The sequence below is a fragment of the Micromonospora sp. NPDC048830 genome (assembly GCF_043198215.1).
GTDB lineage: Bacteria > Actinomycetota > Actinomycetes > Mycobacteriales > Micromonosporaceae > Micromonospora.
Window position 1 is genome coordinate 45,273 of sequence record NZ_JBICUP010000030.1, and the last position, 17,199, is coordinate 62,471.

Consider the following 17,199-nt stretch of genomic DNA (forward strand, 5'->3'; position numbering starts at 1 on the left):
ACCGGGCCTGGCAGGGCCGGTGTCCGCACTACCTGCCGCCGAGGCCCGCGCCGTCACGTTCCTCGTCGCCGCCAGCAAGCAGCTCGCCGCCGCCCGCCGCGACAACCGAGTGGGGGCGGGTAGACCGGCCGGGACATCGCCGACGCGAACAGCATCGTTGTCCCGCGTGCGGGCTCGTGCGCGATCCGGCCGCCGCCGTTGATGGGCCGGTGTGGCTACCCGATGAGACTGCTGCCCACGCCCCGCTGTCGGAGCTGCTCGCCGGCCGCCTCGCCGCCCAGTCCCACACCCAGTACCACTACGGCTAGGCGGCCGCAGTCGGTGCCCAGCAGGACCGCATCGACCAGCTCGGAGCCATCCGCGACGCCGCCGACGAGGTCACCCGGCTTCTGAACCCCCCTGCCGTCGCGCCTCTGTTCGCCCACGGGTATCCAGCCCGCCCTGCCCGGCCCCGCTCGACGACGACCCGGAACTCGTCCCCTGCCCTGGTAGGCCGACCGCAACGACCCGTCCTGACGGCCGAGCCCGGACCGCGCTCGTCGACCGACACACCGCCGCCTTGGACCGAGCCGGCCGAGCAGATGATCGCCGCTGCAAACCGCCACCGCGACTACACCGCTACGTGTGCAGCGGCATTAGGCTTGCCCGTGTTGACGAGAGGAGGCGCGGCTCATGGCGGCGAGTGGCGGGCTGCCTCACCTGGCCGACGCCAGTGATCTTGAGCGCTGGGCGGATACGCGGTCCGCTCAAGCCGACCTCCCGGTACTGGTGCGCCGCCTCGTGCGTGCCGAGAACGACCAGGTTCAGCGCGTCGAGATGCGCGGCGGCGACGGCGTTGGTCTTCCCGGTTACGACGGAGTAGTAGACGCCACTCGCTCGACGCCCTTCGTGCCCGAAGGCCTCAGCGTGTGGGAGATGGGCGTTGGAGGGGATCCGGAGAAGAAGGCGCAGAGCGACTACCGCACCCGGACGGACAATCCGCTGGGAGTCGACAAGGCCACCACGACATTCGTATTTGTCACGCCCCGGCGCTGGGACAAGAAGAAGGACTGGGAGCAGAGGCGCCGCGATGAGGGTCAGTGGCGTGATGTGCGGGTGCTCGACGCCGACGACATCGAGCAAGCGCTGGAGGTATCGCCTGCGGTCCAGGTCTGGCTCTCCGAGCTGTTGGGCATGGAGCCTTTCGGCGCGACCTCCATTGAAGACTGGTGGGGTCGGTTCTCGAGAGGATTCGAGCCTACGTTGACGCCGCATGTCGTGCTGGCGGGGCGGGAAGACCACGCGGCAGCTCTCGTTCGTCGCATGGCCGAAGACGTCGGCCGTACCTTCATTCGAGCGGCCAGCGTGGATGACGGTCTGGCATTCGCCGCATGCTCGATGCTGGCGGCGGGGCCGGATCAGGCTGAGCCTATGCTGTCGAGGTCTCTATTGGTCCACGATGGCGTTACGCTCCGGCGGCTTGACCACACATCGAGCCTCTTGATCCTTCTACCTTACGAGGAGCAACTCCAGCGCGACGCGCACCTCGTCGAGAACCATCATGTGGTCTTTATCATCACCGAGCCCGATGGCGACGTGGACATCGACCTGCCTCCTTTGGACCATTTGGCTCTTCAGGCCGCGCTTCGCAAAGCCAACGTGCCTGAGACGGACCTCGACCGATACGTCCGCGCTGGCAACAAGAGCCTGGTCGCGCTACGCCGCGTCGCAACCCGCTTTGGTCAGCGAGACCCCGAGGCATGGTTCACAGATCTCTCCGAGCGAATGGTCCGCCGTGCTTGGCTCGCCGGGGCCTGGAGCCAAACTCGAAGCGGTGACGTCGAGGTTCTGGAGGCCCTCAGCGGAAGCGAGATAGGTGACCTCGTTGATCGGCTCCAGAAGGCGATCCAACAAGCAGATCCTTTGTTCACGAGGGTGGGCGCTACGTGGGCGGTTTCCGCCCCAGAGGACTCCTGGCGAGCCATTCGACAAATTATCACCGAGAGTGACTTGGAAGCACTCGAACGTGCTGTACAGACGGTTCTCGCTGCCGTTGACCCGCGTCTCGAGTTGCCTGCAGAGGAGCGCTGGCTTGCCGCAGTCCATGGCAAGGCTCGTGTTCATTCTTCTGACCTGCGGAAGGGCCTGAGTCGTTCACTGGCCGTCTTGGGTGCACGCGGAGACGAAGTTCGACTCTCAAGTGGTCGGACTGCACGGCAATGGGCCGAGAGAGTTGTCTGGAGCCTCTTCAACCGGGCAATCAAGGATGATTCTCCACACCTGTGGACATCGATTGAGGATGTAGTTCCTCTCCTCGCTGAGGCGGCGCCGGATGCGTTTCTTCGGGCGCTCTCTCATGCTGCAAGCGGTTCGCGTCCCGTCGCAAGAAACCTGTTCCAAGACACCGACCACCATTGGAACGTGAGCAGCCCGCACACGGGATTCCTCTGGGCGTTGGAAGGTGTCGCGTGGTCGGACCAGCACGTGGGCTATGCAGCCGAGGTATTGGCCTCCCTCGCGGAGATTGATCCGGGTGGCCGACTCAGCAATCGCCCGGTGGCGAGTCTTCAAGCCATCTTCAGGCCCTGGGCGCCTCAGACGTCCGCGCCCTTGTCGACTCGCATACAGATCTTGGATGCGCTGACGCGGAGGCACAAGGACGTGGTGTGGGAAGTGCTCCTGAGCATGTTGCCTGAACAGTCGGCTTTCGCGCTACAGAGCCATCGCCCGCGATTCCGAGAGTGGGTAAAATCGGACCAGACAGTCGTTCCGGAGCCTGAGTTCAATGAGATGGTGGACGCGGCTTCCGGAAGAATTCTCCGTATGGCTGAAGCGGAGCCTGATCGGTGGGCGTCGGTGATTCCCAAGTTGGGCCAACTGGCCACACAATATCGGCGTCGGGTGATAGCGAATCTGAGTTCTTTGGCGCCGACGGACTTGACACCCGAAGCGAGAATCGCCCTCTGGGATGCGATAAACAGCTACGTCCGAAGGCATCGACAGTACTCCGGCGCGGGCTGGGCGCTCTCTGAGGAGTGGCTTGCGCCGCTGGCCGACGCGGCTGACCGCATCAGGCCCGCGAGGCCCAAGGAGACTCACCGCTGGCTATTCGATGATTGGCATCCCGACATCGGAGTTTCGCCGGCTGACGACCTGAAGGCCCATGACGCCGCCGTGGAGACTGCAAGGCGTGAAGCTGTTCGGCAAATCTTGGTTGACGAGGGCATGGACAGCGTCGTGGAACTCGCGGCGACCGTTGAATTGCCCTGGGCTGTAGGGTACGCACTCGCCTCCGTCGACGACAGCCATGATTACGACGCCCTTGCACTACTAGATAGCCCCGAGCCTCGTGTCGTTCAGTTCGCTGAGGGTTTCGCGAGGGCGCGGTTGCAGGGCGCTCTGGACGCGGCGCAGTCGTGGGTTGAGCGCTTCGGCGGCCGGCCTCTTCTTCAAGCACGGCTTCTTCAGACTGTCTCCGACCTGCAAGCCGTTTGGCAACTGCTGCCTGAGTACGGCTCTGATGTGGAAAATGCTTACTGGTCCGAGTTCACGCCTTACGGGCGCGGAGCAGACTTCCCTCAGGTGAACGACTCCGCAAGGCAACTGATCCGCCACGGACGTGCGGCGGTGGCTGTGGACGTATTGAGCATGTATGCGGAGCGTCTCGCGGACGGGGTGGAAGTCGAACTCGTTATCGAAGCTTTGGCAAAGTTCGGTGCGGTGGATGATCCTGAAACGGCGCGCGTTTCGGAGTACGATATTGTGCGGCTTCTTAATTACCTGAAGGATCACGACGCCGACAACACGACCATTGCAATGCTCGAGTGGAAGTTTTTACCACTCCTTCGCGGCGAATCGCGCACCCCCGCACTGCAACGGCTTCTCGCACGGGAGCCGCAGATGTTCGTTCAAGTCATCGAACTGGCTTTCAAGCCCGACCACAAGGATGCTGACACCGAACAACGAGCCGTCAATCCGAGGCTAGCTTCGAATGCTTACAGATTGCTTCGCGGATGGCGCGTCGTTCCCGGGTCCCGCGAGGATGGCAGCGTGGACGGCGAAGCCCTCGAGCGCTGGCTAGTTGAGACACGCGATCTGCTGTCCAAGTCAGGCCGTCTGGAGATAGGTGAACTCCAGATCGGCGAAGTATTGGCCCACGCCCCGACGGACCCGGATGGAACGTTCCCAAGTCTGCCGGTCCGAAATATTCTTGAGACTGAACCAAACGACCGCCTTGGACGCGGCTTCACGATCGGACTATTCAACAAGCGGGGTATTACATCTCGAAGCATGACTGAGGGCGGCAGACAGGAATATGAATTGGCAGCCAAGTACGAGAAGTGGGCAGCGGCCGTACAGGCAACGCACCCCCGAACTGCCGCAGCCCTCCGAGACATGGCGGCGACATACCGCGAAGAGGGCCGACGGAACGACGAAGAGGCGAAGCGCTTTCTTGAGGGACTCGACAGCTAGTCAATATTCGCCCTTCATGCTTGCGGAATCCGAGGGACCCTGATTCGTCCTTGGGTAGACCCTTTGGCCGGCCATAGCAAGAAACCTGCCCCGGCGGCACCCCCGTCACGGCCGGCTTCGTCATCGACGCCTACCACCATCGTGTTCGCCGCCCTCGCAGTCAGCCGCTGGATCGAAGACCGCACCGGCTGGTCGATCAAGAAGTTCGTCCGCACCGCCCGCCGCTACCGCACCGTCGAAATCCAGGCCGGCGCCCACGCCATCACCGCCGCCGACCCTCTACCCGACGACCTCTGCAACGCCCCGGATCGCATCCACGACCGCCGAGGTGCGCGCTAATCTGGCCGGAATCAGGCAAGACAGTGCTGGTTCATAATCTTTGCTCGGAATCCCAAACTTCTAGGAAAGCCTTGGTGGCTCGACGCACCCCTGCCTGTTGGCCTTCTGATCGTCCGCATCGATGTATTCGTTCAGATGAACCGCGACAGCATGGCCGACAGGTGGCGGTACGGCGTTTGCAACCTGCAGCGGCTGCTCCCATCGCGGACCACAGAAAAAGTAATCGTCTTCAAAACCCTGGATACGCGCGGCCTCGCGTACCGATATCGAGCGATGCAGCCAAGGATGCACCGGCAGAGCGCGATGACCAGCAACGAGAGTGCGCGCGAGGTCGAGCTCTAGCCGGCGGTAGGAGATAGGCCCTTGCCCTCGCTCAATCCCCTCGATTTTTTTAACAACCTTGTCAGAATGCTTCATTGTGGACGCGTTCCGCAGGACGCTGCCATCGGACAGCACCTTGTACTCGGCGTCAGTAGCAGCGGGAAGCTCCAGCGGACCTCGGAGCACGTCTTCGAGCCGGGGAGTGTCGAGCAGCGCTTGGCCGTTAGCCTCGGCTGGTGCTCCTGGGACCCGGTGGGTTGGTGTCGGCGCGGACGGGGCAGCGCCGAGGTCCTTGCGCCGCGCTAGGAAGAAAAGCCTGCGCCGGTTCTGCGGCACCCCGAAGTGCGCCGCTAACAGCTCATAGACTTCGGCGTTAAATTTTCTGCGTAGGCGGCGGAGGATGCGGTCTTCGAATCCGACGCCATTGACTCGCCGCAATCCGGGAACATTTTCCAGCACAATGTATCGGGCACCAAGTTCCTCCGCAAGGCGCACGACATGCTCAAACAGTTTGTTCTTTCCGTCTTCAGGTTGCCGCAAGCCTGCATGAGAGTAGCCTTGACACGGCGGGCCCGCCAAGATTACGTCCGGCTCCCCAAGGTCGGGACAAACTCGCCGGATGTCACTTGCCTTGAGAGTCGCGACATCGGCCTCGATTACTGGAACGCCGGGGTTGTTGGCGCGATAGGTTTGTGCGGCATGACGATCACGTTCCACGGCGAGTGCGATACGGTAGCCGGCCTTCGTAAAGCCGTGTCCCAACCCTCCGGCTCCGCCAAACAAATCGATCGCGACTGGCTGTCGGGTCCTCGGTGTCGCTGTCAGTCGACCTGCATCGGAGTTGCTTGACCGGGACGCCGGAGGGCAGAACGAGACAAGGACGCAACTGCCACACTGTGGCTTGCTACTACATACCATGCGCCCATGGTGGATCATATTGATATGAAGCTGCCGACGCAGTCGGGGTGGGACTACCCGCTCGAAGGCATCGTGATCGAATTTTGCCCGCGTGTCTCTAACTATTCCCAACCGGTTGAATATGCGCTGAATATGGGTATCGACCGCGAAACGGTCAAGGCCCAGCGCGTAAGATTCGACGCAGCGGGCAGACTTAGTTCCGACGCCGGGAAGGCTGAGCAAGAAGCGTTCGGCTTCCTCTGCGTCGAGTTCGCGCAGGTACTCCAAGGTTAAATCTTGTCCCGCAGCAGGTCCCACACCTCGGCTGAGGTTGTCGACGTGGACCGCCCGAAGTATGTTCTGCAGTTTGATCGCGCGTTGGTGCTGCAGGCCGCCGATGCGCAGTACGCCCTCCAGCTCCTCACGCGACGCTTTCATCGCGTCGACCCATGTGGGAAACCGCTCTCGCAATGCGCTCCACATGCGCTGGTACACCAGCTCCTGCGTCTGCAGGCTAAGAAGGATGTAGAGGGTCTCACTCAGGACATCGTCAGTAATGTTGCCTAGGTCAGCGGAGCGGTAGGTGACCTCCAGTAGTTCGGCCACCCGCAGGATCGTCCCCTGGGGGTCTTGTTGTGGGAAGACGTCGGGGCCACCCTCCTCAACGACCGTACCGCTACGTCTCGTTGACACCCAGTCCTCGCCCTCAACCATCTTACATCATGGTAATTTACCCTGGATGGCCACGGCCTCCCCTGACCGACCAGGTTCTAGCACGAAAATAGCTGCGGCGTCGACCCGGCCGCAGCTCTCAACGATCCTGCCGCGCAGCGGGCACAAGGTCAATAACTTCATCCGAAGATCATGTACAGATTCGCCCAACCCGCCATCGTTCCGCGCAGGTTGGGCGGCTGCTCTCGCCGCTACCGGGTACGTGGCGTACGTACGGGACCGCACATACAGCCCCAGCCAGATGGCAGTCACCGCATTGAGGCCTCGAACGTTCGAGTTGTAGCGGATGTGAGGCGCTCGTCTGCCCGGCGCACATGACCGACTGCGTATCCTTGACGCTGCGGCGCCGAGGAGCACTGCGCCGCGACCACGCCCTTCCCGCGTGGGCATCATGCCGCTGGTTCGGCCCACGCGGTTCTGCGCGTGTGCGCGCCCATGTCTGACTTCCTGAGCGACAGGGCTCTCCGGAAGGGGCCCGGCGGGCAGCGGGCTCTGGGGGCGGCAGAGACCACCCAAGTGAGCCCGCTGCTTGCCTGCGGCTGGCGTGGTTGAAATGCAGCTTCCTCCGCGATGGCTGTCGCAGGAACACGCATCCCGGAGCAACAGCGAGCTACGAGAAGAACCCAAGGTCAGGCTGGTTGAAGGTACCGATGACAAGCCCTCTATCGAGGAACCGGTTATGTTCCTCGCAGCTAGTCTCTGGTAGTAAGGCGCATCCATGACAGGCAGCCATGTTGCAGGAGTCGGGTCCCTGGCCTGCCTCACCGAGCTCCATGCAGACCGGATCGGTGGAGCACCAGCGTGCCTTGCCGATCGCCGTTGTGAGGACGGCCTCCAGGTTATCGGGGTCTGCCATCCGTACCAGGCCACCCATAGTGCCTTCAGAGTCACCGGCGGCTGTGTAGATGAGGACGCCCGCCATCTGCCGCCCAGGCTCGGCCGTGACGTAGAGGCGCTCACGCAGCGACGCGGAGCTGTAGCCGCAGGTGTAGATGAGTTCGTTGATTAGCAGGTGCGCGAGAGTATGTATGAGCAGGAAGCGCGGCGCGACTTCGCGTGGCTGCAGTCCACGGCTCTGCTGGACCGTCTGGAAGTTGACCGCTATGCCCTCCGCGCGGGAACGGATGTCTTCGCGTGACTCCCACGCGATGAGCGCTGAGGGATCTAGCTCGAGGTATATGCCTTCACCTCGCACCACGTAGGCGGGCAGCCAGTCGTGCGCGGGAGGCAGCCTCCGCCTGCGCAGAAGTGCTTTGCCCTCGCTGAGCCGGAGGTTGCCGTCACGGACGCGGGTGAAGCCCCGCAGAGCACGGGTCTCTCGCAGCACCTCGACCCGCCTCACGCGGCCGATGCGCCCTGCTTGCGTTGCTGGGACGCCGGAATCGGTTACGGTGAGATCAGGGTGGTGCGGCGTCTCCCGCAGCAGCTCATACTCTGGCCGGCGCCAAGCGACGGCGGGTGTCAAGTCCTCTCCATCATCGGCGGGTTCGCTACCGTGGCTGGGCTCGCCGAGTAGGTCCTGCAGGCCCGCTTGGAGTTCGGCATCGGAGAACGGCTGGAGAAGCTCCATCGGTGTGGATTCCCTGAGCTTGGTAAGAGGTACCGAGCCGAGGACCTCGTGAAGTAGCTGGATGCGGGTCTGGACGTCGGGTCGGCGCAGGACATCGAGTACCTCCGCGCTAGCACCTCCCTGGACCCGAGGCAGGAAGATGGATGACTCGACCTTGGGGAAGTACACGTTCCCGGCGCCCCGGAGCGCCGCGCGCAGTGGCCAGCCGCAGCCCGATCCGGTGTCGGCGGCCCATGGCCTACTCCCCCGGCATAGGTACTCTCCCTCGGTCGTGAGGCGCTTGGACAGTGTCGTCTCCTCTGGGCCTCCGCGACTAGGTTGTGCGATTGTGACGCCTTCGAGCGTGCGTTCGTCCTCGCACCCGTCACACTTGACGACCTGGCCGCCGAGTGTGCCTCCGCCGCGGGATAGAAGGCGGAGCACGCCATGGCATCGTGGCTGTAGTGACTTATGGACCCATTCGCGCCAGGGAAAGTCATCAAGATGGCCTCGTTCGCAGATGACCACGATGGGCACTTGTGACATGACGGGCCCGGACCGCTTCCCCTCGTGTTTCTGGTCCCCGCAGCGAACCGGTTGGGCCATGCTGAGGGGGCTTTCGTCGAGCCGCTTGCAGTAGATGCAGAACGACCAGCACGGAAACCGGAGTGCCGGGACAGACAGGTTGACGTTGTGTTGCCGGCCGCCGCCGGGCTGCGGTGTACGGCGGGCCGGGGGCAGGCGGAGCTGCCGCACGCGCAGCCGCTCCTGCAGGCGCCACTCGTCAACGACGAACTCGTCGGGGTGGAGATTGGCTTGGTCATCCGTGTGGTACCAGTGATCAAGGCCTCCAGTTATCACGGAAGTGCCGTTCACCAGGATGCTCATCGCCCCAACGCCGAAGGGTGCGACGAGCTGCGCCCTCCGGACGAGACCGCTACTCATGACGCTCCTCCTGCTCAGCGGCGGCTTCCAGGGCATACAGTGGGCTGATGCGCAGTTCGCACTCCGCATCGACGCTGCGCATGCTCGTCGGGACGTCCCACACCGGTACCCTCGCATCGGATCCCGCTGACGAACCCGCATACCTCATCAGTCCCTGTTGAGGATTGCCTCCGATCGCGTTGGCGTTCCAGTCAGTCCTCTCCCATTGGGACCATTCCCGGTTGCGGCGTGCTGCCACGTCTCGCAAAGGACCGGTGTCGGCTATATCGGCGACGCTGGCTCTGGTTTGGAGGATCTCGACTGCGGCATCGAAACGCTCCCTCGGGAACGGGTAGACCGGCAGCGCTTCCGGCGCTGACTGCCGGACGTGGGAAACGATCGCACCGTGCAGCCCTCGGTGCACCACGGGCAGGGCGAACGGTGTCAGGCTGGTCGGCTCGACTTGTGCGTACAGGCGCTGGTGGTAGGTGCGGAACCGCTCATAGTGGCTGCGGTCACGTGGCTTGGCCGCACCGTAGATTGTGATAACCAAGCCGGGCCGCTGCTCCCATCTGCGGCCGACACGGCCGCTGACCTGGATGTACTGGGCGGTCGTCTTCGGCTGGCCGACGATAGTCATGAGAGCGAGCCGGTCGATGTCAACGCCCACTTCGATGATGTTGGACGCGAGGCACACATCAATGCAGCCGTCGTTGCCGTACTCAAGCTGGAGCTCCTCGATCGCCCTGGGAATTTCGTCATTGCGGCGTCGGCTCGTCAGCTCGATGACGTTCCGAGGCCACCGGACGTCTCCAGGGTCGATGCCCTCGCGCTTGCGGAGCCCGGTTAAATAGTCAGGAATGTCCGACTGCAACAATGAGACGGTGTTTCCAAGTTCACGCAAGCTGTTGAGGAAGTTCAGGTTCGTCCAGTATCCGTCGCGGCTCGCCTCGGGAATCTCCCGCGCCGCCTGGAGCGTGGCAGCGGCTACACGCACCTGCACCGTCTGGATCGAGCCGAGCGATGGGCTGAGCACCCCGATGTAGCGCCGTCCGGGTGCTGGGGACCCGTCCGCCAGTCGTGCCGGCTCCGCGAAGAACGACTTCCCCTCCTCCAGCCCCTGCGGGGGGAAGAGTGCGACGCGATTACGGCCGTACAGATCGCGGACCTGCTTCTCGTACCGGCGGATAGTGGCGGTCGATGCGACGATCTTCGGCTTGACCGGGGTGCCGAGCCGTTGGTCGGTGCAGAGGTTTTCAATGACCGGCTCGTACAGCCCGACCATGGAGCCGAGCGGCCCGGAGATGAGGTGAAGCTCATCCTGGATGATCAACCCTGGCGGGGAGCAGCGGCGGCGCCCGTCGCGGTCGATCCCGAAGATGGTTCGCGCCTCTGGCCGCCAGGCCAGCATCGCGAACTTGTCCACGGTGCCGATGACCAGCGTTGGCTGGCGATCGTAGATGTCCTCATCCACGACGGCTACTGGCAGGCCGCCCCGATGGCCGGCGAAGCGGCATTCCCTGTCCGGACAGTGAAACCGAACCTTGTTGCCGGTTGCCACATAGCCCGCAACTTGATGCCTGCTCTGCCTGCCACCGGCGCTGACGGGTCCCATCCTGACCCCACACCAAGGGCACCTGAGAAGCAGGAACGGGTTTTCATCGCGCGGGCTGCGTTGCAGCGCCCGCAGTTGTGCCTTGGCCTGCCGCCAAGTGTTGGGCGTCGTCGATGAGCCGAGCCAAATTCCGATCGTGAACGGCTCGTTCCCCAGGTCGCCCTCGCTGGTGCGCATGTCTTCTAGCACGCATGACAAAGCCGCCGCACGCAGGAACTGCTGGGCGGTGAGCAGGCGCAGCGTGTAGCGCATCAACACATCCGTGCCGGCATCGTCCGGGTTGCGCAGCCGACGGGCGATCATGCTGAGCGCTGCAGCACCGAGATATGCCTCGGTCTTACCGCCACCGGTCGGGAAGAAGATTAGATCAACGATGTCCCGTTCTTCTCGCTCCGGGTACACGATCTCGGGCAGGCTCGCGAGGAGAAAGGCGATCTGGAAAGGGCGCCAGTTACCGGTACCTGGGCCTGCGACGGCCTCGGGCTGACTACCGACGATCTCAAGGAGGCCGTCCTTGCTGACCGTGATGTCTCTGACCGGAAGGCGCGACCTGATCTGTTGGAACAGCATGGCGCGGTTGGCGAGCCGGAACGCGCGGGACGCGAGCGGGTCGTTCGTTGCCAGCTCCCATCCTCGCTGCATGCGTCGAAGCGCCTGCCGGCACAGGCTGATGTGCCGCCTAGCGGTCTCCTGGAAGCGGTCCTCGAGGGCTGCTGTTTCCCGTTCCCGGTGCTCGATCCACTGTTCATAGCCGGTGAGAATCAGCTCGATCTGCGTGTGTGCCTCAGCTTGGTTCTCGGCCAGCGCCGCCATGCTCGCGCGCAGTTCAGCTCGCCTGCCCGAGCCGTCCTGCCAGACGATGTCGGGCGTGAGGCTGGAAACCTCATACGCCGGAAGAGCCTCCGCGCGTATCGCTGACGTGGCGCCTTTGGTGGGCTCGTCCCATCCTGCTGCGCACCCGTGACCGACCGCGAACGTGAGCTTCTTCCGATACAGCAGCTCGATTGACTTTTCCTCCTCGTCGGCGCCATCGGGCACCGGCGATTCGGGATAGGGCTCTACCCGGGCACCGCCGTGGGGCCGGATGGCGAAGGCGGCTTGGAATATGGCCCCGCCCGAGCCGGCCGCCTGGCTGGTGTTGACGAGCGCGATCGTCACGAGGCGGCAGGCGGGGTCAGGAACGCCGGGCACCGGACGGCTGTATGCCTGCAACTGGGGCGCGGTCCGCGTCTGGCCCGTGCATTCGGTCGCTAGGCCGAGCAACCGCTCCGTCTGCTGGAGCAGTTCCTTTCCACCGGCTCGCGCCTGGAGCGTGAACGGGCGCCGCACCCACCACCGCGGCTCCCGCTTGGCCCCTTTCACCCGCACGGTGATGCCGTCGTAAGACGCCGCGCTGGCATCGATGCTCAGAAAGCTCCCTGGCGGCAGACGCGCCTTGAAGGAAACGGCAATGGCGCTGGGCTGGAAGGAGTTGGCATCGCTGAGGTCAAAATCGTCGCTGTCTGCCTCAGGAGCGGTCCGTAGCTGGAACTGTGGAACGTCGACGGCATCCTCGACGTCCTCGTCCGCCGGGAGGCCGGTGATTCCTGCGAGGTTGCCTTCAACTGCCGATCCTTTGGGATGAAGCACCCCCACGCCGTAGCGGCGCAGCGGCTCGATTTCGCTGAGGATCTCCTGGCCGGTGGCGGCGTCGTGCCACGGCCCGCGGGTCTCGCTCCAGGACTCGAAGGACACCACGCCGGATGAGATGTCGAGAGGTTTACCGCGAGGGGTCTCGCCGTCGGCTGGCCCAAAGAGTTCGCGACGGACAGCCGTCTCCATGACGTCACGCGGGTTCATGATTGCCTACTTTCGCCCAGTATTTTCCCGGCGAGAGCCTCACGAGTGGCGAGCACTGACAGGCGGTCCGTCGGGCGGGTGAGACCCACGTACAGCAGAGCCTCGAAGGCCGGCGTGGTAGGTCGGTCGATGTCGGTCACGATGACGGCCGGAGCCTCCAGCCCCTTGAAGGCGTGCACCGTGCTGTAGCGCACCCTTCCGCGGATCGGAGCTTCCGTTTGAGCTAGTAGCGGACGCAGCCATGGATCTTGGCATTGGGTTGCTGCGGACCGGATCCGCCGCGTGCTGAGGATGGCGATCTCGTCGAGCTGGAAACCTTCTTCACGTAACTCGCGGACTGCCTGGACGAGTAGATTCCCCTGCTCTTGCGGGTCGGAGTACCAGTAATACCGGGGCTGCATCCCATCGTCCGGGCGACGGAACCGCTTGTAACCCGGCTCCATGCCGGTAAGGACTTCCACAGCCGAGCCGATCCGCGGGAGATTGCGGCAGTTCGCGGTGAGAGTGAACGTCGGTAGGCCCGAAATCCTCGCCCCCAGCTCCTGGCGCCCGTCGAGCAGCCCGTAAAGGGACTGACGCTCGAAGTCGCCGAACAGAAGGCAGCGCCCGCCGGTGAGACCACCCTCGACCATAAGGTCGAGGACATCAAGGTACGCGGGCGTGCACAGGTCCTGGGCCTCGTCCACAACGAGGTAGTCGCGGGTCAGGTCTCCGTCGAGGAGCCGTTCGATGGCGGCATCGACGAGCTGCACCTGCCAGAAATCGGCGCCTGCGTTGCCTGGCGGTTGCTGCCCGGTGAGGCGGAGCATCGTCGCGTGGAGGGTCCCGGTATCGAGACCGGGTGCGCCGGAGGCGCGCTCGCTGAGGTACGTTCCCAGGGTTCTGTTGAAGCACAGCAACCACCCTGTCGCGCCCGAAGCGGCCTCCCGGCGTGCAGCCTCAAGCGCCAGGAAGGTCTTACCGGACCCAGCCGGGCCAGTGAAAAGAACGCGAGGGTTGTCCTCCATCGCGTCGAGGGCTTGGTACTGCTCCTCTAGGAACGCGGAAAGCTGGGCGTCTCGCTCGCGCCGCAGGTCGGCCGAGCCAGCGCCGAGTTCGAAGCGCGGTCGGAGCGCAGCGACAAGCGATCCGACCGTTTTGGCGGTAGGCCCGGTCGCCGCCGCAGCCATCGCAGGGACGCGATCGATGAGGTGCTGACGCCCGCTCTCCAGCAACTGCAGGACGGCCTGTCCCGCGCCAGCCTGGAGATCGTCGCGGTCGAGAACCTGCCATGGGTGCCATTCGATGGCGGGCGGCAACTCGGCTCGTGCCTTGGTGTGCGTGAACCATACGCCGGAGACGAGGGGAGTGCTCCGGAGATCGACTCCCTTGCGCCGCAGATACGCCTTGATGCTGTACTTCGCCTCGTCCGCCTGCTGGAACGGGCCGCGGGTGGTGGGCGGCATGCTGCCAAGCAGCCACTGGCCGTCGTCGCGCCGCGCCACGCGCCTATGCGACTTCACCTCTATGATCGCAACCCCGCGGCCCGGCACGATTACGACGAAATCCGCCTCTCCCTGCACCTGGCGGACGTGCTCGGCCAAGTCCTGCGAGTGCAGCACCACCCAGTTCTCCGTGACCGGGTCACTCGCCAACCGTTGGAAGACCAGCCGCTCGCCCGGTGCTGAGTCCTGGCGGATGAGTGGAGGGATCATTCGAGCCATCGGGCGCCCTCATCCCCCTTCGGGATGCGCAGTTCCGATCTGGGAACGACTTCAAGGTACGGCGAGAGAGCGAGGACGCGAGTCGCGATGATACCTGCAAAACCCTCGATATCCAGATCTAGCCTGAGGATACCTGTCCGCTGGAGTTCGTTCATGTCTGCATCCCCGAGAGCCGCTTCGAGCGCCTCTCGGATGTCAGTCATGGCATGGTACCGGGCTCGCCTCAGCATGTCGGCGTACCGACGGTACGGCTCCGTTGGCAGCCCAAGCCAGCGCAGAAGGACCGTGAAGTCATCGCTACCCTGCGGTCGCGCCAGCGTCTGAGCAGTCCACGTCGGCGCCTGTGCCGCAGCCTGCACACCCCGGGCCCGTAGCTGCCGCACCACTTCACCTGGTCCCAGCGCCTGAAGTCGGTCGCGTAGGGCCGCCTTCCACGTCGCCTGCGACTGTTCCACGCGCGGCGCCTGCCCCGCCAGCCGGGCCAAGGCGCGCTCATACAACGTCCCAGACTCAGTCTGGCCCTCCCTCAGGACTAGGTGCGAACCTGGCCCCACGGCTTCGACCTGCTGCATCTGGACTCTGGAGCCAGCCGGCCGCCAAGGATCGAGCACGCGGATGGACTCGCCCTCGTCGAGATCGAGCATCATTGAAAGCCCCCCGCACAGGAGGACCTTCCTGGCGTGCGCCTCGTCTATCCCATGAGGGAGCCTCGCCTTGGCCTGCTTCCACATCGGGTCGGGGGCGAGCTGGCCCTCCGTATCCCTCAACCGTTGCGGTATGAGCGGGTCCGGGCCGATTCTCCGTAACCGTGCTTGGGGCCTGATGCCCCCTTCCGCATGCTCGGAGAAGGACGGTATCGGCAGGCCCCGGTCGACAATCCATGACGGGAATAGGTATACCAACCTGCGCGCGCGGGGGGCACCGAAAGCAGCGGGTCCGAACAGCGGCGGAGACCCGATCAGGTAGGCCCTCTGGAAGATTTCGGGCCTTGCCTTGCCCCGGTCGCTTACAACGGGCACCGGTATGCCCAGCACATCGAACCAGGATCGGGTTGCCGCCGCAGATCGAGCACTGGACACGACGACCAAGCACCCGGTGTAGCTCACCTCGCGCAACGACTCGAGAAGAAAATCACCTAGCGGGCATGCCTCCGCCGTGTTCAGCGCGCTCACGCTGAGAGCGAGATCATCCAGGACTCGGCCGGTCTCGTTGCCTGCCATCAGCTTGCACTGCGTGGCCAGTTCCAGTAGCCCCGCGACCAGGTCGGCGCTACCTGCCTCGCATGCCAGCGGAAACGGCGAGGTCGATACGCGCCACCGCAGCCGCCGAGCGGTTACCAGCAGGTCACGCAGCCGATCGAAACCGCCGTCTTCGACCTCAAGGGCCAGCTGGCGGGTCGCTCGATCGAGCGCCCCACCCCGTTCGTCGGCAATCGCTACGAGCTCTACAGCACCGTCGTCATCTACCATCGAGCCCGCAGCAGCGTAGAGGTCTCCGAGGTAGTCGAGGATTGTCATATTTTCACCTCGAACGCCAGTGTCTCGATTCCTGCAATGGCTCCCCAGCCAAGATCGGCAACGGCCAAAGGTTCGCCGATCGAACGGCGCTGCAGCACAGTCATGGCTGCGGATTCGTCCGCTGAGCTGCGGTCAATCACCGCGACCACGACGGGCGTTCTGACCTCGGACAGCCAGCGGATCGCGGTTGCGCCATCCAGTACTGCAAGCAGGGTGTCCGCCGGCATCACGGGAAACCGGTCTCTCCCACCAGAAACGATGGCGCTTGCGGAGAATGCGCCATCATCTGGACGCAGGACGTCACGTAGGCGATCGTAGCCGCCTTCGCAGCCAGCCCAGCCAGCCTGCATTTCGAGCTCTGGCGCCAGGCGCGATTGGACCCCTACGACGGTCACCGTGGGCTTAGACGCACAAAGATCGCCAGGCCAGCTGTCGCCGTGGCCAGTCTTCCTGATCAAGCTTCCAGGGGGGGTGACGCTACGCCTGCCGAAACGGCCCGCGGACAGCGTCTGGTCGGCGGCAAGGTGATGCACAGCCCCGATCTTCCAAAAAGTTCCGCCGAGATGTATGCGGGCCTCCCCATGGCTCTGATCGATACGGAAGAATGTATCAGCCACTAGCTGCTGAGCTGTCGCCATTCGGGCTGGCGTACCCGGCTGGATCGCTCCTGCCAGCGCCAGCACGTCACCTTTGCACGTAGGAGGCTGTGCAAGGACCCAGCCCGCGCTGATCAGCAGCGCCGCGTAGTCACGAATGGGCACCGACACGACCATCACTAGCTGCCAACCATTACGTTGCCGTCGACGCGCCAGCCGCGCCCCCAGGCCGATGAGTTGGCCCGCCCACTTCGCGGGCATAGCCCTACCGGTCCTGCTGTCCAGCAGGACAAGCCCGCTCTGCCCGGTGACACCAGCCACTTTCCACCCTCCCGCTACCTAAGACCCCCCGCACCACTTCGTCAAGGAAAATCCTCAAGGAGGGCGCAGGGGCGGCCCGAGCAAGAGATAGCGTCGCGCCTCGCCAGCAGGGGGGCAACAGTTCGGCAACCAGCCGACACGTATCCGCCGCTGGGTTCCTGGTCAGTCCAGCACGTCCATGCCACGCAATCGCCTTTCGAGCAGACGAGCACACTGCCGGCTGCCGCGGAGGTGGCGCCGCCGCACCGGAGGGGTTTGGTCGCCGGGCTCTACGTCCCGCAGGCAGTTCCCTGATCCGTGTGCACGTGGAGTAACGCAACCGCGTATCACTGCCGTCGACCGCGGGCTGCCATTCCTTCCTCCCTTCTCGTCCCACTTTTCGTGGCGGATCAGA

The 17,199-nt window shown here is 64.2% G+C and carries 7 protein-coding genes and 1 pseudogene; 2 read left to right on the top strand and 6 right to left on the bottom strand.

All coding sequences use genetic code 11. From position 1 onward, the window contains the following. Positions 1-672 precede the first annotated feature (672 nt). Complete coding sequence (locus ACGFIZ_RS23390) at positions 673-4,452, top strand: hypothetical protein (RefSeq protein ID WP_393422440.1); 3,780 nt, start codon at positions 673-675, stop codon at positions 4,450-4,452. Between the two features lie 135 nt (positions 4,453-4,587). Continuing rightward, a pseudogene (locus tag ACGFIZ_RS23395) lies at positions 4,588-4,791 on the top strand (IS1634 family transposase); the annotation flags it as partial. Between the two features lie 60 nt (positions 4,792-4,851). Here the strand turns inward: ACGFIZ_RS23395 and dcm are convergent. From dcm to ACGFIZ_RS23425, 6 genes are all read right to left on the bottom strand, one after another. Further along, positions 4,852-6,723 (bottom strand): DNA (cytosine-5-)-methyltransferase, encoded by a 1,872-nt coding sequence (gene dcm, locus ACGFIZ_RS23400; protein WP_393422442.1) that lies wholly within the window; start codon positions 6,721-6,723, stop codon positions 4,852-4,854. A gap of 628 nt (positions 6,724-7,351) precedes the next feature. Further along, the gene (gene drmB, locus ACGFIZ_RS23405; RefSeq protein WP_393422444.1) at positions 7,352-9,235 is read right to left on the bottom strand and encodes a DrmB family protein; all 1,884 of its coding nucleotides are present in this window, start codon (positions 9,233-9,235) and stop codon (positions 7,352-7,354) included. Beyond that, on the bottom strand, positions 9,228-12,668 hold the full coding sequence (locus ACGFIZ_RS23410) for a helicase-related protein (protein ID WP_393422446.1): 3,441 nt from the start codon (positions 12,666-12,668) through the stop codon (positions 9,228-9,230). Before ACGFIZ_RS23410 ends, drmB begins: the two co-directional genes overlap by 8 nt. Further along, complete coding sequence (locus tag ACGFIZ_RS23415) at positions 12,665-14,371, bottom strand: NERD domain-containing protein (protein WP_393422448.1); 1,707 nt, start codon at positions 14,369-14,371, stop codon at positions 12,665-12,667. The genes ACGFIZ_RS23410 and ACGFIZ_RS23415 overlap by 4 nt, the downstream gene beginning before the upstream one ends. Further along, on the bottom strand, positions 14,359-15,888 hold the full coding sequence (locus ACGFIZ_RS23420; RefSeq protein ID WP_393422450.1) for a hypothetical protein: 1,530 nt from the start codon (positions 15,886-15,888) through the stop codon (positions 14,359-14,361). The genes ACGFIZ_RS23415 and ACGFIZ_RS23420 overlap by 13 nt, the downstream gene beginning before the upstream one ends. Further along, positions 15,885-16,805 (bottom strand): hypothetical protein, encoded by a 921-nt coding sequence (locus ACGFIZ_RS23425; RefSeq protein ID WP_393422452.1) that lies wholly within the window; start codon positions 16,803-16,805, stop codon positions 15,885-15,887. The genes ACGFIZ_RS23420 and ACGFIZ_RS23425 overlap by 4 nt, the downstream gene beginning before the upstream one ends. Positions 16,806-17,199 lie beyond the last annotated feature (394 nt).